At 68.2% G+C, this 24,893-nt stretch carries 20 protein-coding genes; 12 read left to right on the top strand and 8 right to left on the bottom strand.

Going from position 1 to position 24,893, the window contains the following annotated elements; translation table 11 throughout:
• Positions 1 to 1,433, bottom strand: a 1,433-nt coding sequence (locus V7702_RS11070) for a CHASE domain-containing protein (RefSeq protein WP_335650169.1), incomplete at its 3' end; no start/stop codon positions are given.
• 139 nt (positions 1,434 to 1,572) lie between these two features.
• Between V7702_RS11070 and V7702_RS11065 the strand changes: the two genes are divergently transcribed.
• Positions 1,573 to 1,752 (top strand): DUF4169 family protein, encoded by a 180-nt coding sequence (locus V7702_RS11065; RefSeq protein ID WP_335650168.1) that lies wholly within the window; start codon positions 1,573 to 1,575, stop codon positions 1,750 to 1,752.
• A 6-nt stretch (positions 1,753 to 1,758) separates the two neighbouring features.
• Here V7702_RS11065 and V7702_RS11060 read toward each other — a convergent pair whose 3' ends face one another.
• Positions 1,759 to 2,526, bottom strand: coding sequence for a Coq4 family protein (locus V7702_RS11060; protein WP_335650167.1), 768 nt, complete (start codon positions 2,524 to 2,526; stop codon positions 1,759 to 1,761).
• Between the two features lie 102 nt (positions 2,527 to 2,628).
• Between V7702_RS11060 and V7702_RS11055 the strand changes: the two genes are divergently transcribed.
• Positions 2,629 to 2,847, top strand: a complete 219-nt coding sequence (locus V7702_RS11055) for a ribbon-helix-helix domain-containing protein (protein ID WP_335650166.1) — start codon at positions 2,629 to 2,631, stop codon at positions 2,845 to 2,847.
• 52 nt (positions 2,848 to 2,899) lie between these two features.
• On the opposite strand, the gene V7702_RS11050 is transcribed toward V7702_RS11055, so the two are convergent.
• Positions 2,900 to 5,194, bottom strand: coding sequence for a TonB-dependent receptor (locus V7702_RS11050; RefSeq protein ID WP_335650165.1), 2,295 nt, complete (start codon positions 5,192 to 5,194; stop codon positions 2,900 to 2,902).
• A 430-nt stretch (positions 5,195 to 5,624) separates the two neighbouring features.
• Here V7702_RS11050 and V7702_RS11045 point away from each other — a divergent pair, with 430 nt between their 5' ends.
• Positions 5,625 to 7,412 (top strand): gamma-glutamyltransferase family protein, encoded by a 1,788-nt coding sequence (locus tag V7702_RS11045; RefSeq protein WP_335650164.1) that lies wholly within the window; start codon positions 5,625 to 5,627, stop codon positions 7,410 to 7,412.
• Here V7702_RS11045 and V7702_RS11040 read toward each other — a convergent pair.
• Positions 7,394 to 8,749 carry an MFS transporter gene (locus V7702_RS11040; RefSeq protein ID WP_335650163.1) on the bottom strand — a complete coding sequence of 452 codons (1,356 nt, stop codon included), beginning with the start codon at positions 8,747 to 8,749 and terminating at the stop codon, positions 7,394 to 7,396. The genes V7702_RS11045 and V7702_RS11040 overlap by 19 nt on opposite strands.
• Positions 8,749 to 9,066, bottom strand: coding sequence for a non-heme iron oxygenase ferredoxin subunit (locus V7702_RS11035; RefSeq protein WP_335650162.1), 318 nt, complete (start codon positions 9,064 to 9,066; stop codon positions 8,749 to 8,751). Before V7702_RS11035 ends, V7702_RS11040 begins: the two co-directional genes overlap by 1 nt.
• A gap of 153 nt (positions 9,067 to 9,219) precedes the next feature.
• Here V7702_RS11035 and V7702_RS11030 point away from each other — a divergent pair, with 153 nt between their 5' ends.
• Positions 9,220 to 10,179: an asparaginase domain-containing protein gene (locus V7702_RS11030; RefSeq protein WP_335650161.1), complete on the top strand. Its 960-nt coding sequence runs from the start codon at positions 9,220 to 9,222 to the stop codon at positions 10,177 to 10,179.
• On the opposite strand, the gene V7702_RS11025 is transcribed toward V7702_RS11030, so the two are convergent.
• Complete coding sequence (locus V7702_RS11025; RefSeq protein ID WP_335650160.1) at positions 10,176 to 11,171, bottom strand: 2Fe-2S iron-sulfur cluster binding domain-containing protein; 996 nt, start codon at positions 11,169 to 11,171, stop codon at positions 10,176 to 10,178. The two genes, V7702_RS11030 and V7702_RS11025, sit on opposite strands and share 4 nt — an antisense overlap.
• Positions 11,172 to 11,272: 101 nt before the next feature.
• On the opposite strand from V7702_RS11025, the gene V7702_RS11020 reads away from it, so the two are divergent.
• The 5 genes from V7702_RS11020 to V7702_RS11000 all read left to right on the top strand — a co-directional run bounded on the left by V7702_RS11020 (position 11,273) and on the right by V7702_RS11000 (position 15,283).
• Complete coding sequence (locus V7702_RS11020) at positions 11,273 to 12,058, top strand: 2-keto-4-pentenoate hydratase (RefSeq protein WP_335650159.1); 786 nt, start codon at positions 11,273 to 11,275, stop codon at positions 12,056 to 12,058.
• A 131-nt stretch (positions 12,059 to 12,189) separates the two neighbouring features.
• Positions 12,190 to 13,356, top strand: coding sequence for a Rieske 2Fe-2S domain-containing protein (locus V7702_RS11015; protein ID WP_335650158.1), 1,167 nt, complete (start codon positions 12,190 to 12,192; stop codon positions 13,354 to 13,356).
• The gene (locus tag V7702_RS11010; protein WP_335650156.1) at positions 13,353 to 14,204 is read left to right on the top strand and encodes an alpha/beta fold hydrolase; all 852 of its coding nucleotides are present in this window, start codon (positions 13,353 to 13,355) and stop codon (positions 14,202 to 14,204) included. Before V7702_RS11015 ends, V7702_RS11010 begins: the two co-directional genes overlap by 4 nt.
• A 2-nt stretch (positions 14,205 to 14,206) precedes the next feature.
• Positions 14,207 to 14,470, top strand: coding sequence for a hypothetical protein (locus V7702_RS11005; protein WP_335650155.1), 264 nt, complete (start codon positions 14,207 to 14,209; stop codon positions 14,468 to 14,470).
• Between the two features lie 3 nt (positions 14,471 to 14,473).
• The gene (locus tag V7702_RS11000) at positions 14,474 to 15,283 is read left to right on the top strand and encodes a hypothetical protein (protein WP_335650154.1); all 810 of its coding nucleotides are present in this window, start codon (positions 14,474 to 14,476) and stop codon (positions 15,281 to 15,283) included.
• Here V7702_RS11000 and V7702_RS10995 read toward each other — a convergent pair.
• Both V7702_RS10995 and V7702_RS10990 read right to left on the bottom strand, forming a co-directional pair.
• Positions 15,280 to 16,914, bottom strand: coding sequence for an N-acyl-D-amino-acid deacylase family protein (locus V7702_RS10995; RefSeq protein ID WP_335650153.1), 1,635 nt, complete (start codon positions 16,912 to 16,914; stop codon positions 15,280 to 15,282). The genes V7702_RS11000 and V7702_RS10995 overlap by 4 nt on opposite strands.
• 89 nt (positions 16,915 to 17,003) lie before the next feature.
• On the bottom strand, positions 17,004 to 18,611 hold the full coding sequence (locus V7702_RS10990; RefSeq protein ID WP_335650152.1) for an N-acyl-D-amino-acid deacylase family protein: 1,608 nt from the start codon (positions 18,609 to 18,611) through the stop codon (positions 17,004 to 17,006).
• Positions 18,612 to 19,230: 619 nt separating this feature from the next.
• On the opposite strand from V7702_RS10990, the gene V7702_RS10985 reads away from it, so the two are divergent.
• From V7702_RS10985 to V7702_RS10975, 3 genes are all read left to right on the top strand, one after another.
• The gene (locus tag V7702_RS10985; RefSeq protein WP_335650151.1) at positions 19,231 to 22,056 is read left to right on the top strand and encodes a TonB-dependent receptor domain-containing protein; all 2,826 of its coding nucleotides are present in this window, start codon (positions 19,231 to 19,233) and stop codon (positions 22,054 to 22,056) included.
• Between the two features lie 129 nt (positions 22,057 to 22,185).
• Positions 22,186 to 23,808, top strand: a complete 1,623-nt coding sequence (locus tag V7702_RS10980) for an N-acyl-D-amino-acid deacylase family protein (RefSeq protein WP_335650150.1) — start codon at positions 22,186 to 22,188, stop codon at positions 23,806 to 23,808.
• Between the two features lie 70 nt (positions 23,809 to 23,878).
• Positions 23,879 to 24,880 carry an AAA family ATPase gene (locus V7702_RS10975; RefSeq protein WP_335650149.1) on the top strand — a complete coding sequence of 334 codons (1,002 nt, stop codon included), beginning with the start codon at positions 23,879 to 23,881 and terminating at the stop codon, positions 24,878 to 24,880.
• The last annotated feature ends 13 nt before the right edge of the window (positions 24,881 to 24,893 follow it).

Here is a 24,893-nt window from a genome sequence, read left to right as displayed (position 1 = left end):
AGACGCTCCTGCTCGGCGCCGGCCTCGGACAGGGTCCATTCCAGGGCCACATGGCCCGTGGGATTGGAGAGCGCGCCATACTTCACGGCGTTCGTGGTGAGTTCGTGCAGGGCCATGCTCATGGCCACCGCCGTATTGGGCGACAGCCAGACCGCCGGACCGACGATCTCGATCCGCGACCCATCCGCCCCCGCGTAGGGCCGCAGCTCGATCTCGGCCAGTTCGGCAAGGTTGGCGCCGCGCCAGGCGTCCCTCGTCAGCAGGTTGTGGGCATGGGAGAGCGCGATCAGACGGTCCTCGAAATTGCGCCGGACGCTTTCCACGTCGCCGGTCTGACGCAGGCTCTGAGCGGCGATGGACTGGACGGTGGCGAGCGTGTTCTTCACCCGATGGTTCAGTTCATCGAGCAGCAGCTTCTGCCGGGCCTCGATGGCCGTGCGCGCGGCCAGTTCCCGTTCGGCGGCCATGCGCGCTGAGCCCTGGCGCCAGGTGGCGATGGCCACCAGACCCGTCGCCAGCAGGCCGCCGAAGGCGAATATCCACGCCAGCTGATGGGCCGCGCTGGAGCCGAAGCCGGGCCCTGCGCGATAGACGATCGTCCAGACGCCGCCGGCCACCGAAACCTGACGCACCGCCGACAGGCCCGCCGCCCCCGCCCCGCCCTTGTCTGGGGCGCTGGCGGCCAGCAGGTTCTCCCGCGCGACCTCGCCATTGTAGACGGCGTAGCCGAACTCACTCTGGTCGACCCCGGCGAAGACCGCCTGAAGCAGATCGTCGGCGCGGAACGGGGCATAGACGAAGCCGGCCAGGGTCCGGCGCCGCGCGTCCAAGGTCGCGGGCGGTTCGCCGCCGACATAGACCGGCTCATAGATCAGGAAGCCCGCCTGCTTATGCTCGTCGATTTCCTGGACGAGCTCGACCTTGCCAGACATGGCCGCAAGACCCGTGTCGCGCGCCCGGGCCATGGCTTCGCGCCGCACTGGCTCGGCGTACATGTCCAGGCCGATGGCGATCTGATTGCGGGCGTCCTCGGGCTCCAGGAAGAGCACGGCGTGGCGCGCCCGGGTTCCGCGGCCCTCGGCGGCGATCTGCGCCGAATAGCCCAGCCCCTGGATGCCGCCGTAACGCCCCCTCAGGTCCACCCGCTCGGCGAAGGCCCGAAACTCATCGTGGTTCACCGTCTCGCTGGCGGCGAACAGCCCAGCCGCCGCATGGAGGATGGCGACATAGGTCTCGAGACGGCCGTCCAGGGCGTTGTTGGCCTGATCGACGACGCTGTTGAACCGCTGGCGATCGCGGACGTCGCCGAGCCGGTCCACCAGCAGGGCCCCCGACAGGGTCGCGGCCAGGCCCAGGATGACAATCAGGATGGGGAGGACCGGCGTCGTGCGACGCAGCCGCCGAAGCGCCGTCGAATGCGATCTGCCGGCCAAATCGGCCCCCTCTCCACACCGCCTCTGAGTGCACCATTCGTGCATCGGTGTCGAGGATCACCCCCGGTGGGCGATGTCGGTCCAGCTTGCGAAATGCGGCGGTCGGGCGCAGGCTTTGGCTAACCGGCGGAGAGGACCGATGGGCGAGATCGTCAATCTGAACAAGGTGCGCAAGGCCAGGGACAAGGCGGCGACCCAGGCTCAGGCCAAGGCCAATCGCGCCAGCCATGGCCGCGCCAAGGCCCAGACCCTGGCCGAACAACTGGAAGCCGAGCGCCAGCGCCGCCAGCTCGACCAGTCCCGCCTCGATGACGACTGAACCTTCTTAGGCTTGCGCCTCGTCGCGGGCTTCCGGCGGGATGGCGTCATAGATGGTCGGCGGGGTGAGGTTCAGCCGGCGGCGCGCCGCATCCAGCGGCTCGGCCATCAGGGCCTCATAGTCCTCGCCCAGCAGCCAGGCCGCCGCCTTGCCCCGTTGATAACCCTGCCAGATCGCCTTGGCGTAGGGATGCTTGGCCTTGCGGCCGCGCAAGGCTCCGCCCACGGCGATCAGCGCCCAGCCGAGGCCACGGGTCTGGGCGTAGGAGAAGGCGACAAGACAGCCCTCCCCCAGGCCGTCGCGATGATAGCCGCTCAGCACATGCCAGATGTCGTGGACATCCCGCGTCCGCCGACCAAACCAGGCATAGGGATGCATCACCTCGATCGGCTTGGCGCCCACGCGGCTGATCTGGGCCAGGCCCTCGGCCGACAGCTGCTCGCTGCGCACGAAGTCCCGATAGGCGTGACCCACTGAGCCCGTCGGCAGGCTGTCGAGCCAGGCGTCATCCATCAGCCGGGCCTCGAGCTCGACCCGCTCATAGGCGATGCGACCACCCTGCGGAGTCTCCAGCAGTCGGTGATAGCCCCAGGCCGAGGACCGGCCGTTCAGGGCGCGCATGATCTCGAAGACCTGGACGGTGTCGTCCTTGTCGGCCAGCAGGCGCCGCAGGGCCTTCAGCGCCGCGCCCCACTGCAGCCGCGGCTTGGGCAGGCGCTCGGGCGCAGGGGCTCGCGCGGTGGTGGGGGCGTAGCTGTCGGTGGCGAGGCTCATAGGGCGTCTCCCGGTCAGGCGCTTAAAAGATGACGCCTGCGTCACGGTCGATCAATGCCCAAGAAGGATTGCCGTGGTGTTTCGACCGCGCAAGATAAGGGAATGGCGCGCCTGAAGAAGAGATCGATCCTGCTGGCTGGCCATGCCACCTCGGTGGCCCTGGAGCCGCCGTTCTGGGCGGCGCTGGAGGATCTGGCCGCCCATCGGGGCCTGAGCCTGGCCGCCCTGGTGACCGAGATCGACCTGGCCCGCGGCGATCAGGGCCTGGCCTCGGCCTGCCGGCTGGCCGTGCTGGCTCATCTTACGGGTCAGAGGACCTGAAGCCGGATCGATCGGAAGCCGCCGCCGCTGGGGCGACGGCTTCCTTTGACGATCAGAAGGTGCTGCTGACCCGCACGCCGAAGCTGCGCGGGCGCGGCGAGAAGACCCGGATGCCGTCCGGCGATTCCACGACGCCGATATAGGCGGCTTCATTGCCGAGGTTATTGCCGAACACCGCCAGGTCCCAGTTGTCCCGGCGCAGGCCGACCTTGGCGTTGACCAGGGTGTAGGCCGGCAGCTTGGTGTAGTACTGGTTCTGGCTGTTGAAGGTGGTGAACGACTCTCCGCGATAGGCGAGGCCCCCCTGCACATAGCCGTCAAGGCCATAGGCCAGGGGCTGCTCGTAGCTGGCCTGCAGCGAATAGGACCAGTTGGGCGTCAGCGGGATGTCGTCGCCCTCATAGCCGAAGGTGCCGGCGGCGAAGACGTCGGCCGGCAGGTCTTCGGCCAGCTTGGCGTCCACATAGTTGATGCTGCCGGAGATGTTCAGGCCGGGCATGGGATCGAAGGCGCCGTTCAGCTCGACGCCGTTCACCTCGGTCTTGCCTGCATTGATCGTATAGCCGAAGGCGCCGGCCGCCTGGGCCGAGAGCTGCTGGTCGTTCCAGTCGATCCGATAGACCGACAGGTCCGCATAGAGCCGGCGGTCGAGCCAGTAGCTCTTCACGCCGGCCTCATAGTTCCAGAGGCTGTCGGGATTGTAGGTGCCCGGGAAGACCACCCCGGCCTGCTGGGCCAGTGAGGTGGCGGTGTTCACCCCGCCCAGCCGGAAGCCGGAGGCGGCGCGGGCATAGACGTTGATGTCCGGAGTCGCCTCCCACATCAGCGAATAGTTGTAGCTGGTGTGCGAGTTGGAGCCACGGCTGTCGCCGGTGATCGACGGCGTGGTCACCTGGCCGAAGATGTAGTCGGGGAACACGGTCTGCAGATTGACCACCGTGTCGTGGATCTTGGCCTCGAAGTAGCGGATGCCGACGGTGGCGGTCAGGGTGTCGGTGATCGCATAGTCACCCTGGGCGAACAGGGCGTACTGGCCCACGCCGCGCTTCGTGCGGGTGCCGAACTCGTAGAGGCTGTTGCCGCGGCCTGGCTCGTGCAGGCCCTTGGCGACGCATTCGCCGTAGCTGTAGCAGAGCGCCGTGCCGGTCGAGGTCGCGAGCACCGAATTGGTCTGGTAGGTGCTCTGGCTGTTCTCGTAATAGGCGCCGGTCACAAGCTGGAACGGTCCGTCAAAGTCCGACGAGAAGCGCAGTTCGGACACTACATTGCGGAAATCTACCGAGGCGATGAACAGGGTCGAGCCCGGCAGGCCGAAGCTGTTGGCTGTCGGCGTGCTGTCCTTGGGGTTGGTGACCCGCTGGCTGGAATAGGAGGTCGAGGCGATGATCGAGCCGAAACCCAGGTCGTACTCCCCGGTCACCGAATAGAGATTGTAGTTGTCCCGGTAGAACTCGATCGTCGGCGAAGAGGTCTCATAGGCGCCGTCGGCCTGCAGCCAGGCCTGGGTGCCGTCGACATCGATCTCCTGGTGCAACGCCAGGGCTGTCAGGTTGAAGTTGTCCGTGGGGCGCCAGAGGCCGACGACGCGGCCGCCCTTCACATGGGCGTTGTTGTTGTTCTCATAGAGGGCGCCGTTGATCGTCTGATCCACATAGCCGCCGCCGCTCTCGCCCCAGCCGGTAATACGGACGCCCAGGGTGTCCTCGATGATCGGCACGTTCAGGGTCGCCGAGCCGTCGAAGAACTCGTCGCCGCCCTTGACCGTCGCGGCCGAGGCCTCGACCCGGCCACCGAACTCGAACAGGTCCGGCTTGCGGGTGATCACCCGTAGAGTGCCGCTCATGGAGCTGGAGCCGAACAGGGTGCCCTGGGGCCCCTTGAGAATCTCCACGTGCTGGATGTCGTGCAAGCGCACGCCCGGCTTGCCGTCGCCCAGGATGTTGCCGCCCAGACCGCCCACCAGGGGCGACTCGTCGAGATAGACCCCGGACGTGGCGCCGACATTCGACTCGATGCCGCGGATGACCACCTTGGTCTGCGACGCGCCGAAGCTTTGCACGTTCAGCGAAGGATCGAGGCGGGTCAGATCCTGCAGGGAGCTGATCCCCTGCTCTTCCAGCTTCTCGCCGGAGAAGGCGGTGACGGCCAGCGGCGTGTCGGCCACCGAGACCGCGCCGCGGCGGGCGGCGGTGACCACCAGCTCCGACAGGGTTTCGGGCTCGGCCGCGACCTGGGCCTGGGCCTGGGTGGCCATCAGGCCCAGCGCCACCGCGCTGGTGGAGGCGAGAAGCCCCAGGGACCGGCGAAGCCGGGAGCCGCCTTGGCGGCGCAGTGCGGTGTGCGACATGTTGATCTATCCCCAATCTATGTCTTGCAGCCGGGCGGCCCGCAGGGAGACGCTGACGTGACGCTTGGTTTTTTGCGCCCAGTCATGCCCCCGCCTCCACATCTGAGAGCCTTCCAGTTTGTCTGACAAACCTACAGTCATACACGTGAGGCGCACGACTGAGGCCGTCCGCATCCAGTCGATTTCCGCCTGACGCCGAAAGCTTGGGCGCCCAGCTTTGCCTTTGCGCAGGCGACGGGCGCCTGAACCGCAGCCGGGGACTGCCGGTGACGGCTAAGGCCCGGCCTTGAATTTGGTGAGGAATCGCCGCCGTTGACAGCAAGTGGTCACGGCCCGGGCGCCCTTCACGCGGCATATTGTATTGTATGACAATCATATTGACCTCTGCAGCCGCCTAGGCGAGGTCCAAAGGCCCAGCCAGGAGCGCGCGATGTTCACCACCCGGCCCGAAATCCGCGGCACGTTCGGCGTGGTCACCTCCACCCACTGGATCGCCTCGCAGGTGGGCATGGCCATGCTGGAGCGGGGCGGCAACGCCTTCGACGCCGCCGTGGCGGCCGGCTTCTGCCTCCAGGTGGTGGAGCCGCACCTCTGCGGGCCGGCCGGCGAGGTGCCGATCATCTTTCACAGCGCCGCCACCGGGAAGATCGAGGTGCTCTGCGGCCAAGGGCCCGCGCCCGCTGCTGCGACTATCGCGGCCTTCCGCCACCTGGGCCTCGACGCCGTGCCGGGATCAGGCCTGATCTCTGCCGTGGTTCCCGGCTCCTTCGGCGCCTGGCTGACCCTGCTGCGCGACCACGGCCGGCTGCGGCTGGAAGAAGTGATGGCGCCGGCCATCGGCTATGCCGAGCACGGTCACCCGCTGTTGCCCGGCGTCGCCCGCGCCCTGGCCGAACTGAAGGACGCCTTCACCACCGAATGGCCGACCTCGGCGCCGGTCTGGCTGCCGGGCGGCGAGGCGCCCGCGCCCCATGCCCTGTTCGCCAACCCGACCCTGACGGCCACCTGGAAGCGCATCCTCGACGAAGCCGGTCAAGGCGCGCGGGAGGTCCAGATCGAGCGGGCCCTGGCCGCCTGGTACGAGGGCTTCGTCGCCGAGGCCATCGACCGGTTCGGCCAGGCCGAGGCCCTGATGGACTCCAGCGGCCGGCGCCACAAAGCCCTGCTGACGGGACAGGACATGGCCGGCTGGCGCCCCGCCTATGAGGCGCCAGCCACACTCGACTATCACGGCTGGACCATCTGCAAGACCAAGCCCTGGGGTCAGGGCCCGGTGCTGCTACAGGCCCTGGCCTTGCTGCGGGGTTTCGATATCGCCAGCCTCGATCCCAATGGCGCGGATTTCGCCCATCTGGTGCTGGAGGCTTCCAAGCTCGCCTTCGCCGACCGCGAGGCCTATTACGGCGACCCCGATTTCGTCGAGGTCCCGCTCGACGCCCTGCTCAGCGAGGCCTACGCCGCCCGCCGCAGCCTGATCGGAGAGACCGCCTCCCGCGACCTGCGGCCCGGCGTCCTGCCGGGCTTCGAAGACCAGGTGGCCCAGGCCCTCGGCATGGTCCGGGTGGCGTCCGGCGAGGGCGGCGGCCTGGGGGTGGGCGAGCCGACCATGGCCCATCTCAAGCCCACCCTGAAGCCCGGCGACACGGTGCATCTCGACGTCATCGATTCCTGGGGCAACATGGTCTCGGCCACACCCTCAGGCGGCTGGCCGCAGTCTTCGCCGACCATTCCTGGCCTCGGCTTCGCCCTCAACACCCGGGCGCAGATGTTCTGGCTGACCGAGGGCCTGCCCGCCAGCCTGGCGCCGGGCAAACGACCGCGGACGACGCTCACCCCGACGCTGGCCCTGCATGACGGTCGCCCGGCCCTGGTCTGCGGCACGCCGGGCGGCGACCAGCAAGACCAGTGGCAGCTCGCCCTGCTGCTGCGCCGGATCCATCACGGGCTGGGCCTGCAGCAGGCCATCGACATGCCGCTGTTCCACACCGTCCACTTCCCCTCCTCCTTCTATCCGCGGGAGGCCATGCCCGGCGTGTCGGTGGTTGAGGAGTCCCTGGGCGAGGCGGTCATCGCCGAGCTGCGCCGCCGGGGCCACGACCTGCAGATTGCGCCGGCCTGGTCGGCGGGCCGGCTGACCGCGGCCGAACGCGGCGCCGACGGCGTCCTGTCCGCCGCCGCCACGCCGCGCCTGATGCAGGCCTACGCCGTCGGCCGCTGAGGGGCGCCCGCCAGGGCGCGGAAGCTGGGACGGCCGAGCGTGATCAGGGCCGCGGCGATCAGGCCGGCGGCAAGGCCCACCAGGCCCATGGCGCGGCCCACGGCCATGGGATCGGAGAACGCATAGTCGGTCAGCAGGGCCACGGCCGTGGGGCCGATCCCCATGCCGATCAGGTTCAGGGCCAGCATATAGACCGCCGCGATCCGCCCCCGCAGGTCCGGCGGACAGATGATCTGCAGGGCCGCAGGCGCGGCTCCCATGGGGAACATCATCATGAAGATCGCCCCATAGAGCAGCGCTACCGTCATCGACGTACCGGGCGACAGGATCAGACCGCTGAGCATGGCGGCCGCCCCCAGGGCGCCGATCAGGGCCATGCGCAGATTGGCGTCGAGGCGTCCCGCCGCCAGCCAGCGGTCGGCCACCCAGCCCCCCAGCAGCAGACCTGCGCAGCCGGGACCGAGGAAGCCGAGGCCGAGGATCAAGCCGATCTGGCCCTGCTCCAGCTGATGGACCCGGCCCAGCAGGGTCGGCGCCCAGGCGCTGAGGCCGTGGAAGGCGATGTTCACCACCGAGCAGCCGACGATGACGACGCCATAGGCCCGCCAGTGCCGGCGAAGCGCCTCCAGCGCCGCCGCCGGGCGGGCGGCCAGCGAGGGCCCCGCCACTGAAGAACCGGCCGCCTTGCGCCGGGGCTCGGCCACGGCCAGCACCAGCAGCGCCACCAGCAGGCCCGGCGCGCCCACCACCAGGAAGACCAGCCGCCAGCCGCTGAATTCGCCGAGCAACGGCAGGCTGACGGGCGGCAGGCCCGAGACGGCCATGATGGTCCAGCCACCGATCAGGAAGGCGAGGCCCGAACCGAAGCAGGCGCCCATGGCGTAGACCCCCTGGGCCCGGCTGCGATGCTCAGGGCGGAAGAGGTCCGGGATCAGGGAATAGGCGGCCGGCGACAGGGTCGCCTCTCCGGCCGCCACGCCGATACGCGCCGCCAGCAAGGCCAGATAGTTGCCGGCCGCCCCGCACAGGGCGGTCATCACGCTCCAGATCGCCACGCCCACCGCCGCCAGGCCCCGCCGGCTGCCCCTATCGACGATGGCCCCAAAAGGCAGGCCAAGGGCGGTGTAGAAGATGGCGAAGGCCAGGCCGGTCAACAGGCTGATCTGGGTGTCGCTGAGATGGAGCTCAGCCTTGATCGGCCCCACCAGCATGGCGAGGATCGTCCGGTCGATGAACGAGAAGGTGTAGGCCAGCACCAGGATGGCCAGGGAGGACGAGGCCCGCGCGAGGCTAGGGTGGGTGATCGTCGCCGGCATGGTCTCCCCCGGAGCGGACATCAGGCGGCCCCGTCCAGCAGCCAGACGTCGCCGTCAGCGACCTCGACCTTGAAGGTCTTCAGCGGGAACTTGCAGGGCAGGCTGCAGGCCTTGCCGGAACGGACATTGAAGCTGCCTCCGTGCATGGGGCAGAAGATCACCTCGCCCTCAAGCCGGCCCTCCGACAGCGACGCGATGGCGTGGGTGCATTCATCCTCGACAGCCAGGAAGGCGCCGTCCACATGGCAGAGCGCGATGGGGTCCATGCCCTCGGGCTCGACCTTCAGGATCTGTCCCTCATCCACATCCGCCGCCGCGCACAGCCGAATTCGCCCCATCTCACAGCCTTCCAGAATCGTAAGCTCAGACACACAACACCGGCCGCGACCGACGAGGCCTCGGCGTTTGATGGACAATTGTCTGATTGTCATACAATGCAAGCGCGAGAAGCCACCCGTGTGCAAAAATCAGCAACTGATCGGAGATTGGGCATGAGCAATGTCCTGGTGCTCGACGCCGGCGGAACCATCAGTTCGCGGGCCGATGCGCGCGGTGTGCTGAGCGGCGGCCAGGGCCTGGCCCTTGGGGCCGGCGCCGGCGATACACGCCTCAGCCTGCAGCAGGTGCATGCGGGTCTGAGTGACGAACTGAGCCTCGCAGACGCGGCGGCCATCGTCCGCGCGGCCCAGGCGGCGGCCGACGGCGCCGACGACCTGGCCGGGATCGTGGTCGCCCATGGCACCGACACCATGGAGGAGACCGCCTTCCTCGCCGACCTGGTCTGGACCTCGCCCCTGCCCCTGGTGTTCACCGGCGCCCAGCGGGCGCCGGCCCACCCGGCGTTTGATGGAACGAAGAACCTGGCCGACGCGGTCGCCTTGGCCGCGAACCCGGCGGCGCGCGACCGCGGCGTGCTTCTGGCCTTCGGCGGCCGGGTGATGCCGGCCCGCCATGCGGTCAAGGCCCACACCTCCGACCTAACCGGTTTTGCAGACCGCCAGGGCGAGGCGGGAAGCTCAGGCGACATCCTGGCCCGACTCCCGCGCCTTCAGGATCGGCCCGCCGCCCTTTCCGACCTGCGCATGGACCCCACGGTAGAGATTCTCGCCGCCAGCCTGGGTTCCGGCGGCGGGCTGATCGATGCGGCGGTCGCGCAAGGGGCGCGGGGGATCGTGATCCAGGCCCTTGGCCGCGGCAACGCCAGCCCACCCGTGGTCGCTGCGGTCGGCCGAGCCTACGCGGCCGGCGTCGTGGCGCTGGTGGCCTCCCGCTGCCCGTTCGGTCGGGTGGCGCCGGACTATGCGTCCGGCGCCCGGATGGCGGACGCCGGGGCCATCTTCAGCGCCGACCTGGGCGCCAGCCAGGCCCGCATCCTGCTCTCGGCCATGCTGGGCCTGGAGACTTCAGGCGACGCGGCCGCGGCCCGCCTCCGCGCTTGGTTGGCCGTTTAGGCGCTGGGCAGGTAGCGCTCGGCCCGGATCGCCGACAGGGGCGCGCCCAGCACCGCCAGGGTGGTCCGCGCCGCCTCGACCATGGCTGGCGGGCCACAGAGATAATAGGCCGTCCCCGGCGCCACATCGGACGCCGTCAGCAACGAGACCGCCGTCCCCTGGCTCGCCGCAGGGCCGGGCTCGCCGATGAAGACCGCGAACCGCGCCTGGGCTCGCCCATGGGCGGCGGCCAGGGCCTGGAGTTCGGCCACGTGGAAGAGGTCCAGCAGGCTGGTCACGCCGAAACAGACCACCACCTCGCCCTCTCCAGGCGCCATGTCCCGCAGCATGGAGAGCGCCGGCGCCAGGCCCGTCCCGCCGACCACGAAGACGTGGCGGCTCGCCCGGGGATCGCTGGCGAAGGCGCCCAGCGGCCCCTGGATCTTTACGGCGTCGCCGGGGCTAGCGGCCGTCGCCACCCATTCCGAGGCCAGGCCGCCGGGCACATGGCGTATCAGGAACTCCAGCTGGCTCCCGTCGCCCGGGGCGCTGGCGATGGAGTAGATTCGCGCGCCGCTCTTGCCCGGGGGCCGCAGGCGCACATACTGGCCGCTCTGGAAGGAAAAGCCCTCCGGCCGCTCCAGGGACAGGCGATAGACACTCTGCGACAGGCGCTCCACCTCCTTCACCCGGGTCGAATGACGGGCGGGCGCGGAGGGCTGCGGCTCCAGCGCATAGGGCAGGTCGAAGGCCGCATCGCCGCTCAGCCGTGTCTGGCAGGTAGGCCGCAGGCCGCTGGCGGCCTCGGCCGCCGAGATCGGCGAGGGTCCGGCCGCGTCGAACTCCGCTTCCCCCGCGGTCAGCTGGGCGATGCAGGCGCCGCATTCGCCAGAGGCGCAATCATAGCGGATCGGCGCGTCGATCTGCATCGCCGCCTCCAGCACCGTCTGGCCCGGGGCGACCGGCACCGAGGTGACGCGACCATCGGAAAAGGTGAAATGCGCGGCGTACATCGCCCCTCGCCATTTGACTGAAGTTTGTATGACGATATGACATTACGGCGTGAACACAAGAGGCGGTCTAGCAGGCCGCACGAGCCCCGATGGAGGATCTCATGAGCCCGGCCAGCCAGACCGAACAGCTCGCCCGCCAGTTGCTGGACGCCTATGAGGGCCCGCGCCTCCCCCCGATCCGCGAGGCCTTCGCGCCCGGCGACGTGGCCGCCGCCTATGAGGTGCAGCTGGCCCAGGTCCGCCACTGGACCGGCCAGGGCCGCCGGGTGGTCGGGCGCAAGATCGGCCTGACCTCCAAGGCCGTGCAGGCGCAGCTGGGCGTGTCGGAGCCCGACTTCGGCCACCTGTTCGCCGACATGGTGTTCGGCGACAACGAAGAGCTGCCCTTCGCGCGGCTGCAGCAGCCCAAGGTCGAGGCCGAGGTGGCCCTGATCCTGTCCCGCGACCTGGACCTGCCCGACTGCACGGTGGCCGATCTCTATGAGGCCGTGGCCTGGGTGGTCCCGGCGGTCGAGATCGTCTCCAGCCGTATCGCCGACTGGAAGATCAACATCCTCGACACCGTCGCCGACAACGCCTCGTCGGGCCTGGTGGCCCTGGGCGGACCAGTACGGCGCCTCGACGGACTGGACCTGATCGGCTGCGCCATGACCATGAGCGTCAACGGCGTGCAGGCCTCCCAAGGCACGGGCGCCGATTGCCTGGGCAGCCCCCTGAACGCCGCGGCTTGGCTGGCCCGCCGCTCGGCCGCGCTCGGCCATCCCCTGCGCAAGGGCGAGTTGCTGCTGACCGGGGCGCTGGGGCCCATGGCCAATGTCTCGCCGGGCGACAAGGTGGTGGCCGAGATCGGCGGCCTGGGCGCCGTCAGCCTGAATTTCAGCCTCTAGAGCGCCTCAAAAATAGGCGCCGCGCATCCCTGCGGTTGCAGGGCTAGCCCGGCGCTTGCCTCGACCTCTTCCGTCATATTGTCATACAAACAAGATCGCCAGAGTCGGCGCCGCGTCAGAGTAGGAATCCCATGAGTGAGGATCATTTCGTCAATCCTGAGGTCGCCAACGCGGTCGGTGACTGGAAGGGTTATGTGGAGGCCAAGCTCGGCTTCCGGAATCACTGGTATCCCGTGCGCTTCTCCAAGGAGATCGCCGAGGGTGAGGCGATCACGGTCAAGCTGCTGGGCGAGGCCCTGATCCTCAAGCGCATCGACGGCAAGGTCTATTCGATCCGCGACCGCTGCCTGCACCGCGGCGTGCCGCTGTCGAAGAAGCTGGACTGCTACACCCGCGACACCATCACCTGCTGGTACCACGGCTACACCTACCGGGTTCAGACCGGCGAGCTGGTCAACATCCTGGCCGTGCCGGACAGCCGTCTGATCGGTCGGCGCAAGATCACCACCTTCCCGGTGGAAGAAGCCAAGGGCGTGATCTTCGTCTTCATCGGCGACACCGAGGACGGCCCGCCACCGCCCCTGGCGCACGACGTGCCGCCGGGCTTCCTGGACGACGACGTCATGATCCTGGGCAAGCACCGGGTGGTGAACTCCAACTGGCGCCTGGGGGCCGAGAACGGCTTCGACGCCCTGCACATCTTCATCCACAAGGACACCACCCTTCGCCACTACCGGGTGTTCAACTTCCCCATCGGCCACACCCCCCTGCCCGGCGCGGTGGAGACGGTGGAGGCGCCCGACGGGCCCAAGGGCGTGATCGACGACTTCGCCCTGCACAAGCCGGCCTGGGAGGGCGAGGTGGACGGCGAGGTCGTGGTCCGTGGCGTACGCACCGGCGAGGCCAGCGGCACGTCCGCGGCCATGAAGACCTCGTGCTGGCTGCCCGGCGTGCTGAAGGTGGACGCGTTCCCGGCGCCCGGCCTCACCCAGTTCGAGTGGTATGTGCCGATCGACGCCGACACCCACATCTATTTCCAGACCATCGGCCACGAGGCCAAGACCGACGAAGCCCGCATCAAGTTCGCCAACGACTTCGAGACCATCTGGAAGCCCCACGGCCTGGACGGTTTCAACGCTGACGACATCTGGGCCCGCGAGGTGACCCAGCCCTTCTATCAGGACGACTATGGCTGGCTGGACGAGATGCTCTGCGAGCCGGACGTGACGATCCTGGAATGGCGGCGGCTGGCCAGCCGTTGCAACCGCGGCATCCAGACCCCGGAGCACCTGCGATGAGCGCTGAGATGAAGCTGGACGGAACCGGCGTCGCCAGCCGTTTCATCGAGGCGGGCGGCGTCCGCACCCACTATCTGGAGGCCGGCGAAGGCCCGCCCATGGTCCTGGTCCACGGGGGCGGGGCCGGCGCCGACGCCTATGGCAACTGGATCGAGTGCATGCCGATCTTCGCACGCACCCACCGGGTGATCGCCCCGGACATGATCGGATTTGGCCACACCGATAAGCCCTCGCCCGACATCTATCTCTATGATCAGCCGGGCCGCAACGCGCACCTGACCGCCTTCCTGAAGGCCATGAACCTCGGCCCCGTCGTCCTGGTCGGCAACTCCATGGGCGGCGCCGCCTCGATCGGGGTCGCGCTGGATCACCCGGAGATGGTCGAGCGCCTGGTGCTGATGGGCAGCGCCGGCCTGCCGATCCCGGAAAAGCCCTCGCCCGACCTGATGAAGAACCTGCAGTACGACTTCACGCTCGATGGCATGCGCCGGGTGGTCTCTGGCCTCACCGGCCCGGACTATGTTCCGCCCGAAGAGATGATCCAGTACCGCTACGAGATCGTCGATGGACCTGAGGCCCGCGCGGCGCTCGCGGCGATCAACGCCCAGACCAAGACCGGCACGCTCAACTATCCCGAAGAGCGCCTTGCCACGATCAAGCACCCGATCCTGGTGGTGAACGGCAAGGAGGACGGGGTCTCCATCCTGCCCCGGGCCTATCGCTTCCTGGAGCTGTTCGAGAATTCGTGGGGCTATATCGTCCCCCATTGCGGCCACTGGGCGATGATCGAGCAGCGGGACGATTTCTGCCGTGCCGTGCTGGACTTTGTTCAGCCCCGGACGTTGTAGGCATGGCTGCGCCGCCCGGCGTCCACGCCATGATCCACCACCTGATCGCCACGCCGGGCGACCGGGGGCTGATCAAGACCGATCCGGCCCAGCTGTTCGACCGGTTCGGCGTGCCGGAGGCGGCGCGCGGCGTGCTGAACCTGGGCGGGCGCGACGATCTGCACGGCCTGGGCATCCATCCGAACCTGATCATCAAGTGGCTGATCTGGTCGGGCCGGGCGACCATCACGCCGTTCGCCATCAGCTATTATTTCGACCGGAGGTAGCCCATGGGCCAGATCGTCGGAGCCTTCGCCACCTCCCATGTGCTGGGCGCGCCGGACGGCGTGGAGGACCAGGCCGAGCGGGTCTTTCAGGGCATGCGCGAAATCGGCCGTCGCCTGCACGCGACGCGGCCTGACGTCCTGGTGGTGATCACCGCCGACCACCTGAACAACTTCCACGCCGACCAGCCGGCCCCCTTCGCCGTGGCCATGGACGATGTGTTGGTCCCCTATGGCGACATGGGCCTGCCCACCGACCCCGTCCCGGGCGCCGCGGCCTTCGCTCAAGGGCTGGCCGAATTCCTGGATGACCAGGGCCAGGCGGTGCAGACCCTGTCGGGCGTCCGCCCCGACCACGGCGTGATGATCCCCCACGGGGTGGTCGATCCAAACCGGACCCTGCCTACGGCGCTGCTCTATGTGAACGCCGCCGTCGCCCCGGCGCCGGAGCCGGAAGCCTGCTGGCGCATGGGGGGCCTGTTGAAAGCCTATGTGGAGACCGTGCGTCCGGCCGGCGAGCGGGTCGCCCTGCTGGCCGGCGGCGGCCTCTCCCACTGGCTGGGCGTGCCGCAGGAGGGCCAGGTCAACGCAGAGTGGGACCTCGCCTTAATGGATGCCATGATCGAAGGACGCGGGGATGAACTCGCCCGCATGACCAACGCCGAGATCCTGGCGGCCGCCGGCAATGGCGGACTTGAGGTCAGCGCCTGGATCACCCTGGCCGGCGCCGTTTCCGACGCCCGCGGTGAGCGCCTCTATTACGAGCCCATGCCCAGCTGGGCCTCAGGCATGGGCGGCGTGGCCCTCACCCTCTAGGCCTTAGGACAGCCCGGCGTCGCCGGATCGGCACGCACCGCATCAGGCCGCGCCGGCCCCAGCAGCGGACGGCCAGGCATGGCGCCGGTCAGCGCGCCTGCGCGGATCACCGGCACGCCGTTGATGACCACATGGCGGATGCCCACGGCGTACTGGTGCGGGTCCTCGAAGGTCGCCTTGTCGGCGATGGTCTCGGCGTCGAAGACCGTGATGTCGGCGAAGGCGCCCTCCGCCAGCCTTCCCCGCTCGGTCTGACCGACCTGGTCGGCGGCCAGCGACGTCATGCGGCGCACCGCGTCTTCCAACGTCAGGACCTTCTGCTCGCGCACATAGCGGGCGAGCACCCGGGGGAAGGCGCCGTAGGTGCGGGGGTGGGGGAACCCATCGCCGAAGCCCACCGGGTCGCCGTCGGTCTCGATCATGGCCAGGGGATGCTGCAGGATGCGCACCACATCGGCCTCGTCCATCACGTGATAGATGGCGGTGAAGCCTCCCTTGAGCTGCAGCTCGATCAGCAGCTGGATCGCATCCTCCGGCGTGCCGGCCAGCCCACGATCCCTGGCGAGGTCGGCCAGGGTCTTGCCATTGTAGGAGGGATCGGCGGCCAGGCTGCGGAACTGCAGGCGCTCCAGGTCCGCGCCGCCCCGCTGGACCATCAGGACCCGCATCATCTCGGCCTCGACCTTGGCCCGGACCTCAGGGTCCTCCAGCCGGGCCTTGAAGCCTTCGGGGCCGCCGGCCAGGGCCCAGGCGGGGAACATCACAGCCGAGGACGAGCTCGACGCCGAATAGGGATAGAGGTCATGGGTGATGTCGAGGCCGCGGGCGCGAGCCTCGTCGATCATCGCCAGGGTCTTGACGCTCCACCCCCACTGGGTGGAGCCCATGGCCTTGTGGTGATTGATCTGGCCCGGCAGTCCGGCCTTGTCGGCGACCTCGATCACCTCAGCCACGGAATCCAGCACGCCGGCCCCCTCGTCGCGCATGTGCGAGACATAGATCCCACCCCAGCAGGCGGCGACCTTGGCCATGGCGATCACTTCATCCGGCTTGGCGTAGTTGGCCGGCACATAGACCAGGCCGGTGGACATCCCCAGCGCCCCGTCAGCCATGGTGTCGGCGATGATCTTCTGCATACTCGCCAGCTCGCCAGGCGTCGGCGCCCGGTTCTCCATGCCCAGCACCTGGGTGCGCGCAAAGCTGTGGCCGGCGAAGAAGCCGACATTGGGGGCGACCTTCAGCGCCTCGATATAGGGCTTCAGCGGATAGGGCTGCGGCCCGCTATGCAGGCTGGCGATGATGCTGGTGATCCCTTGCCGGACGAAGTTTTCGGCCAGGGGATATTCGTGGATGTTGTCGGCGATGTGGGCGTGGTTGTCGATGAAGCCCGGCGCCACGATCAGGCCGCGGGCGTCAAGCACCGCGTCGCCATCGTCGGCCTTGAGCCCGTCCCGGGCGATCCGCACAATCCGGTCGCCCTCGATGGCCAGGTCGGCGCGATAGGCGCCCGCGCCCGTGCCATCCACCACCTGGCCGCCCAGGATCACCAGGTCGAACTCCGCGGCCTGGGCTGCGCCGGCCCCCATCAGAGCGGTGGCGAGCAGCAGGGACTTCAAGGTCGCGCGGCGCATGTGCTGGATCCTGGACTGGAGGAAGCTTCAAAAGACGTTCGGGCCGGAACCGCCTGTGGGGGTGACGGCTCCGGCCCTGGCCAGCGCGGCTAGCGGCCGCGCAGGATGACGCGGCCGGCGCGTTCGGCGGTGACTTCGCCCTCGGCCAGGGCCGCCTTGCCGTTCACGAACACGTAGTCCATGCCCTGCGAATAGGCGTGCGGCATGGGATAGGTGGCCACGTCCCGGACCGTCTCGGGGTTGAAGACCAGCACGTCGGCGTAGAAGCCGGGCTTGATCACGCCGCGATCGGGGATAGAGAACACCTGCGCCGGCAGGCCGCTGGACGAATGGATGGCCTGGGCCATGCTGATCACCTCGCGCTCGATCACATAGCGCCGCAGCTTGCGGGGATAGGCGCCATAGGCCCGGGGATGTTCGGCGCCTTCGCCGAAGGTCACCAGGGCGCCGTCAGACGAGGTCATCATCCAGGGCTGCTTCATCAGCAGCTCCAGATCGTCCTCATTCATGTTGAACGAGACGATGCCGGCGCCGCCCTTGATCAGCAGATCGATGGCGGTGTCGAGCGGGTCCTGCAGGTTACGCCGTGCGATCTCGTCCAGGCGCATCCCCTCCAGCGAGGGATCGGCGCTGTAGCTCGAGATCATGATGGCGTTGGCGCCGGCCCGGCGAGCCAGGTTCTCGACCATGCCCTCGCGGATCAGGGCGCGCTGCTCGGGGTTCTGCAGGCGTTTGGACAGGGCCTCTTGCCCGCCCTCCTGCGCCCAGCCGGGGATCAGGGCCGCCGACAGGCCGGTGCTGGAGGCGGCATAGGGGTATTGGTCGGCCCAGATCGACAGGCCCTCGGCCCGGGCGGCGTCGATCATCTTGATCGCGTCGTCGGACTGCCCCCAGACGGTGGGGCCCAGCATCTTCATATGGCTGACCACGCCGATGATCCCGGTCTGGCGCGAGACCTCGATCAGCTCGGCCACCGAGGCCAGCACGCCGATGTCATAGCTGGACTCGTCGCGGATATGGCTGGTGTGGAAGGCCCCCGGAAACTCTGCGGCCACCTTGGCCAAGGCGACGATCTCGCTGGTGTCGGAATACTTGCCCGGCACATAGAAGGGGCCGCTGGACATGCCCAGCGCGCCGAAGGTCATGGCCTCGCGCACCAAACCCTGCATCTCGGTCAGCTCGGCGGCCGTGGGTTTACGGTTCTCCAGGCCCATGACCGCGCGGCGCACGCCGTTGTGGCCGATCATCGGGATCACATTGACACCGGGTCGGTTGGTCTCGATCGCCGCCACCTGCGGGCGCAGATCGGCCGGACCGCCGCCGTCGGGATTGATCATCGCCGTGGTGATCCCCTGGGTGAGGACCGAGATGGCCGGCGCCAGTTCCGGCGTCTCGATGCCCGGCGCGGCGTGGGAATGGGTGTCGATGAAGCCCGGCGAAACATACTTGCCCGTGGCGTCGACCACGGTGGCGGCGGTGGCGCTGGCCGGAATTTCGCCGACCTCGACGATGCGGTCGCCCTTGATCGCCACGTCGGCGGCGCGGCCCTCGGCGCCGGTGCCGTCAAACATCAGACCGCCGCGGATCAGGACATCATACTCCTGCGCCAGGGCGTGGCTCGACACACTCGACATCAGACCGAGCGCGAGGCCGGCGGCCAGGATCCGGCGGCGGAGGAAACCAGAGGGCGTCTTCATGTCAGATCCTTGTTCAAATCAGGGCCGGTCGGACCAGGCTAGGCCGGGTCGGCGACGCCCGCCTCCCGGCAAATTCCGGTTCGCGGCTAAATATTGACAGGATGACTGCCCGAATCTTCGTGCGGACGCCCCAGCGCCGAAGACGTCTTGCTCCAGCCCCTCGGAAGGGTGTCAGTCCTGCGACATTAGTGTCAATCAAGACGACCTTTCCGAATATTGTGCGATCAATAGCCTGACGTCATGGCCTGGCCTGGACAGCCACAGCCCCCTTGGCGGCGCCCCGAATTCGGCGTTCCATCGCCTGGAATCGGGCGCTCCATGCTCCGCGGCCGGCGCGGTCTGGCCATTTTCCATTGTCGGAGACCTGATTAGCCATCACCCGCAAAGGCAGGCCCGCCAAGGCCTCCCTCAGTCTCGGCGCCAACCAGGCCGGCCACACCCATGTCTGAGGGTTATAGGCGCCGCAATATTCCGAAGGGGAGCTGGCGTTGACACTCCGGTGGGGGGCCGACAACCTCATTACGAATACGGGCGCAGATCATCGCAGTTCCGGCGAATTATAATAAAGCCGGGCGCCAAATGAACATTCTGCTTATCGTCAATTCCGAGGGGGTTAGTCATGTCAAGAAATCTTCAGATGCACAACGTGCGGGCTAGGGGGCTCCGATCTGCCCGCAAATTGGGCCTGACCCACGGCGCTTCGGCCATGGCCCTGCTGCTGGGCGTCGCCGCAGCCGGCGCGGCCAGCGCGCAGACCGTCGCGACGCCCGGCGTCGCCAGCGTAGAAGAAGTGGTGGTCACCGGCACCCGCGTCGTCCGTGACGGCTATCAGGCGCCCACGCCCCTGACGGTGATCAGCGAGACCGAAATCCTTGCGGCCGCCCCGTCCAACGTCGCCGACTTCGTCAACGACATCCCGTCCATCGTCGGGAGCGCCACGCCTCAGACCTCCAACGCCTCGATCAGTTCGGGCACGGCGGGCGTGAATGCGCTGAACCTGCGCGGCCTGGGCGCCAGCCGCACCCTGGTCCTGCTGAATGGCCAGCGCTCGGTCGGCTCGACCATCACCGGGTCGGTGGACGTCAACACCTTCCCGCAGGGCCTGATCAGCGGCGTGCAGATCGTCACCGGCGGCGCCTCGGCGGCCTACGGCTCCGACGCCGTCAGCGGCGTGGTCAACTTCATCCTCGACACCGACTATCAGGGCTTCAAGGGCTCGGTCGAGGCGGGCCAGACCACCTATGGCGACGACGACGAGTACCGGGTCAACCTCACCTACGGCACGCCCTTCGCCGGCGGTCGCGGTCATCTGCTGCTGAACGGCGAGATCGTCGATCGCGAGGGCATCTATGGGGTGCCGCGCGACTGGAACAACGACGGCTGGTACATCATCACCAACCCCAACTATGCGCCGGGCAACGGCCAGCCCGAGCGGTTCGTCACCAGCGGGGCCGGCCTGTCCAACGCGACGCCGGGCGGCATCATCGTCAATACCCCCCTGCGGGGCACGACCTTCGGCGTCGGCGGGGTGGTAGGCCAGCAGGCCTATGGCCTGACCCGCGATCCCTGGATGATCGGTGGCGATTGGGAGTCGGTTCAGGTCAACAACAAGCAGTCCCTGAACGCCGACGACCGCCGCAAGGGCTTCTTCGGCCGGGTCAGCTTCGACATCACCGACAATATCGAGATCTTCGGCCAGTTCTCGTACAATGAACACGCCTCCCTCGGCTGGACCGGCGTCCAGTTCAACCAGGGCAATGTCACCATCCGGTCCGACAACGCCTTCCTGCCGGCCGATATCCGCCAGCAGCTGGCCGCCCTGAACATCGCCAGTTTCAACCTCGGCACCACCAACGCCGACCTGCCGATCCGCAAGACCGACAACGAGCGCAGCGTCACGCGCTATGTGGTCGGGGCCGAGGGCGATTTCGACGCCTTCGACCGCGCCTGGCGCTGGGACGCCTATTATCAGCGGGGCGAGACCGACACCCTCGAGATCGCCCGCGACATCACCAACAACGCCCGCCTGGCCCTGGCCCAGGACGCGGTCTTCGCGCCGAACGGCGACATCGTCTGCCGCTCGACCCTGACCAATCCGACCAATGGCTGCGTGCCCTTCAATCGCATGGGCATCGGCGTCAATTCCCAGGCCGCCCTCGACTACATCCTGGGCAATCCGCAGCGGAAGCAGTTCTTCACCCAGCAGGTGGCCGCCGCCAACATCTCCGGCGACCCCTTCTCCACCTGGGCTGGCCCGGTCTCCATGGCGGCCGGTATCGAACACCGCAAGGAAGAGGTTTCCGGCGAGGTCCCGACCGAGTTCCAGTCGGGCTGGTTCGTCGGCAACTATCGCCCGACCTTCGGCTCCTACACCGTCACCGAGGCCTATGTGGAGGCCGTCATTCCGCTGGCCGACGGCTTTGACCTGAACGCTGCGGTGCGCGGCACCGACTACAGCACCTCGGGCTATGTCACGACCTGGAAGGTGGGCGCGGTCTACTCGCCGATCCCTGACGTCCGCTTCCGCGTCACCCGCTCGCGGGACATTCGGGCGCCGAACCTGAACGAACTGTTCGCCGCCGGCACCAGCCGCACCAATACGCTGCTGGATCCCTTCAACAACAACCAGTCCACCCAGTTCCTGGAGCTGACCACCGGCAACCTCAACCTCGACCCCGAGCTGGCTGACACCTGGGGCGTGGGCGTCGTGCTGCAGCCCACCTTCCTGCCGGGCTTCGCCGCCGCCATCGACTATTTCGACATCCAGATCGAAGGCGCCATCGGTTCAGTGCAGGCCAACACCATCGTCGACCGCTGCTTCCAGGGGAACCAGACCTACTGCGCGGCCATCACCCGGTCGGGCAACCAGATCAGCCAGGTGTCGGTGAGCCCGTTCAACTTCGCGGTCCAGAAGTCGCGCGGCCTCGACCTGGAAGCCTCCTACCGCTTCAACCTCGGCGACGGCGCCATGGCCCTGCGGGCGGTCGGCACCTACTACCTGGAAAACTACGAGGACAACGGCATCGACGCCCCGACCGATACGGCCGGTTCGATCTCCCTGCCGGAGTTCATCTATCGGGCGACGGCCACCTATACGGCTGATCCCTGGACCATCCAGGTCACCGGCCGCGGCGTGAGCGAGAGCACCTACGACAACTCGTTCATCGAATGCACCACCGGCTGCCCGGTCTCGACCATCGAAAACCGCACGATCAACAACAACAAGATCGACGGCGCCTTCTATGTCGACCTGGCCATGACCTACGACCTGAAGGTCCTTCAGAAGACCGAGGCCTTTGTCAGTATCTCCAACCTCTTCAATCGCGACCCGGAGATTGTCGCCTACGGCCCGGCCGGCACCGCCTACGGCAACCCGTCCACCAGCCAGGGCGTCTATGACATCCTCGGCCGCGTGTTCCGGGTCGGCGTACGCTTCGAGTACTGACCAATCCAAGCGAGCCCCGGGCGAAAGCCCGGGGCTCTTTTCATGACGACGCCAGACTCCCTTCGCGCTCGATGAGCCGGTCTGGTGAGGAAACGACGACCCAATACGCCCCAGTTCGTGGAGACCACCATGACCCCAGACCGCATCACGACCCCGCCGAGCTTCCTTCGCCGCCGCGTCCTGGCGGCCGGCCTCGCGCTCAGCCTGATGTCCGGGGTCTCGGCCACGGCCCTGGCCCAGGAGTACGATGTCCTGATCCGCGGCGGCACGGTCTATGACGGCACCGGCGCCGAGGGCCGCGCCGCCGATGTGGCGATCAAGGGCGAACGCATCGTCGAAGTCGGCGCCATCCCCGCCACCGCGACCGCCACCACCACCGTCGACGCCACAGGCAAGATCGTCTCGCCGGGCTTCATCGACCCCCACTCCCACGCCGCGCCGGAGATCGGCACACCCGAGCTCTCGTCCGCCGTGCCGATCCTCTACCAGGGGATCACCACAGTGATGATCAATCCCGATGGCGGCGGCCCCGGCGACCTTCGCCCGCAGATCGACGCCATCGAGACCAATGTGCCGGGCGTGAACGTCGTGCCGATGATCGGCCACAACGGCGTGCGCAAGGACGTGATGGGCCTGGAGAACCGCAAGCCGACGGCGGCCGAGCTCGCCCAGATGGAAGCTCTCGTCAAACAGGCCATGGACCTGGGCGCCTTCGGCTTCTCCAGCGGCCCCTTCTACATTCCCGGCAAGTATTCCGAGACGCCTGAACTGGTGGCCCTGGCCAAGGTCGCGGCGACCTATCCGAACGCCTTCCACATCAGCCACATCCGCGACGAGTCCAGCTATGACGTCGGCGTGCTCGGCGCGATCAAGGAGCTGATCGACGTCTCCCGCCAGACCGGCATCATCGGCGTGGTGACGCACATGAAGATGCTCGGCCCCAGTGTCTGGGGCCAGTCGGAGCAGGCGGTGGAGTTGATCAACACCGCCCGGGCCGAGGGGCTGTCCATCTGGGCCGACCAGTATCCCTATGCCGCCTCCGGCTCCTCCCTCCAGGCCTCTCTGGTTCCCGGCTGGGCGCAGGAAGGCGGGCCCGACGCGACGGTCAAGCGCCTGCAAAATCCCGAGCAGCGCGCCCTCATCCGCCAGGAGATGGTGGCCAATCTGGAACGCCGCGCGGGCGCCAACGCCATCATGATCCGCAACTATGCGCCTGATACCTCCCTGAACGGCATGCGTCTGGACGAGATCGCCCGGCGCAAGCTGCAGGACCCGCTCGACACCGCCATCGACATGCTGATCGAGGGCGGCGCCAGCATCGTCTCCTTCAACATGAACGAGCGCGACGTGGAGCGGCTGATGCAGCAGCCCTGGACCATGACCTCCAGCGACGGCGCCCTGGGGCCGTTCGGGGTCGGCGGCGAGCATCCGCGGGCCTATGGCGCCTTCCCGCGCAAGTTCCGCCGCTATGTGCTCGATCGCGAGGTGATCAGCATGGCCCAGGCGATCCACGCCTCCACCGGCCTGTCGGCCGAGGTGTTCTCCATCCCCGACCGCGGCGTCCTCCGCGCCGGCGCCTATGCCGACGTGCTGGTGTTTGATCCCGAGACCATCCGCGACGTGGCCACCTACCAGCAGCCCCACGCCTATTCCGAGGGCATGGAGTACATCTTCGTCAACGGGAAGCCCGCCGTGATGGATGGCGAGGTGACCGACGAGCGGCACGGCCGGGTTCTGCGCCGCGGCCAATAGTTCTAGTTGAAGACCCGGCGCGCCCGGCATGGGGCGCGCCGGCCGTAAGTGTAACGCGTGGATGGTCCCGATGAGTCACCCGCAGCCCGCCTCGTCCGCCACCCTGCCGGGTCCCGCCTGGGCCGCGCGCCTGTCCGCCGAGGTCGGCAAGGCGGTTCTAGGACAGACCCAGGTGATCGAGCGGCTGCAGATCGCCCTGCTGGTGGGCGGTCACGTCCTGCTGGAAGGCATGCCGGGCCTGGCCAAGACCCTGCTGGTCAAGTCCCTGGGCCAAGCCATGGGCCTGGATTTCGAACGCATCCAGTTCACGCCTGACCTGCTGCCCAGCGATGTGGTCGGCACGCTGGTCTATTCCCCCCACGACGGCAGCTTCACTCCGCATCTGGGACCGGTCTTCGCCAATATCGTCCTGGCCGACGAGATCAACCGCTCGCCGGCCAAGGTGCAGAGCGCCCTCTTGGAGGCCATGCAAGAGCGGCAGGTGACCATCGGCGGAACCCGCCATCCCCTGCCCGATCCCTTCCTCGTCCTGGCGACCCAGAATCCGGTGGAGCACGAGGGCACCTATCCCCTGCCCGAGGCCCAGACCGACCGCTTCCTGTTCAAGGTCCTGCTCGACTATCCCTCCGATACGGACGAGCTGGAGATGCTGCGCCGCTGGGGCTCGGCCACCCGGTCGCCCTCGGTGGAGGCCACGTCCAACGGGCCTGAGCTCCTGGCCCTGCGCCAGGGCGTCGATGAGGTGTTCGTGGCGCCGGAGATCGAGGCCTATCTGCTGGCCCTGGTCCGCCGGACTCGCGACCTGGCCGCGCCGGCCCTTGTCGGGAGCACATCCGGCCTCCGCCAGCTGGCCTTTGGCGCCTCGCCCCGCGCCACGCTGGCCCTCTACCAGTCCAGCCGGGCGCTCGCCTTCATCCGTGGCCTGGCCCAGGTGACCCCGGCCCTGGTTCAGGAGGTGGCCCACGACGTGCTGCGCCACCGGGTGGGCCTGACCTATGAGGCCGAAGCCGCCGGCCTGAGCGCCGAGACGGTGATCGCCCAGGTGCTCGCCGACGTTCCCGTCCCAGGCTGACGCTGAAGCCCCA

The sequence above is a fragment of the Phenylobacterium sp. genome (assembly GCF_036963605.1).
In the GTDB taxonomy this organism is placed as follows: domain Bacteria; phylum Pseudomonadota; class Alphaproteobacteria; order Caulobacterales; family Caulobacteraceae; genus Phenylobacterium.
The sequence above is the reverse complement of the archived record's forward strand: the minus strand, read 5'-3'. Positions and strand labels throughout refer to the sequence as shown.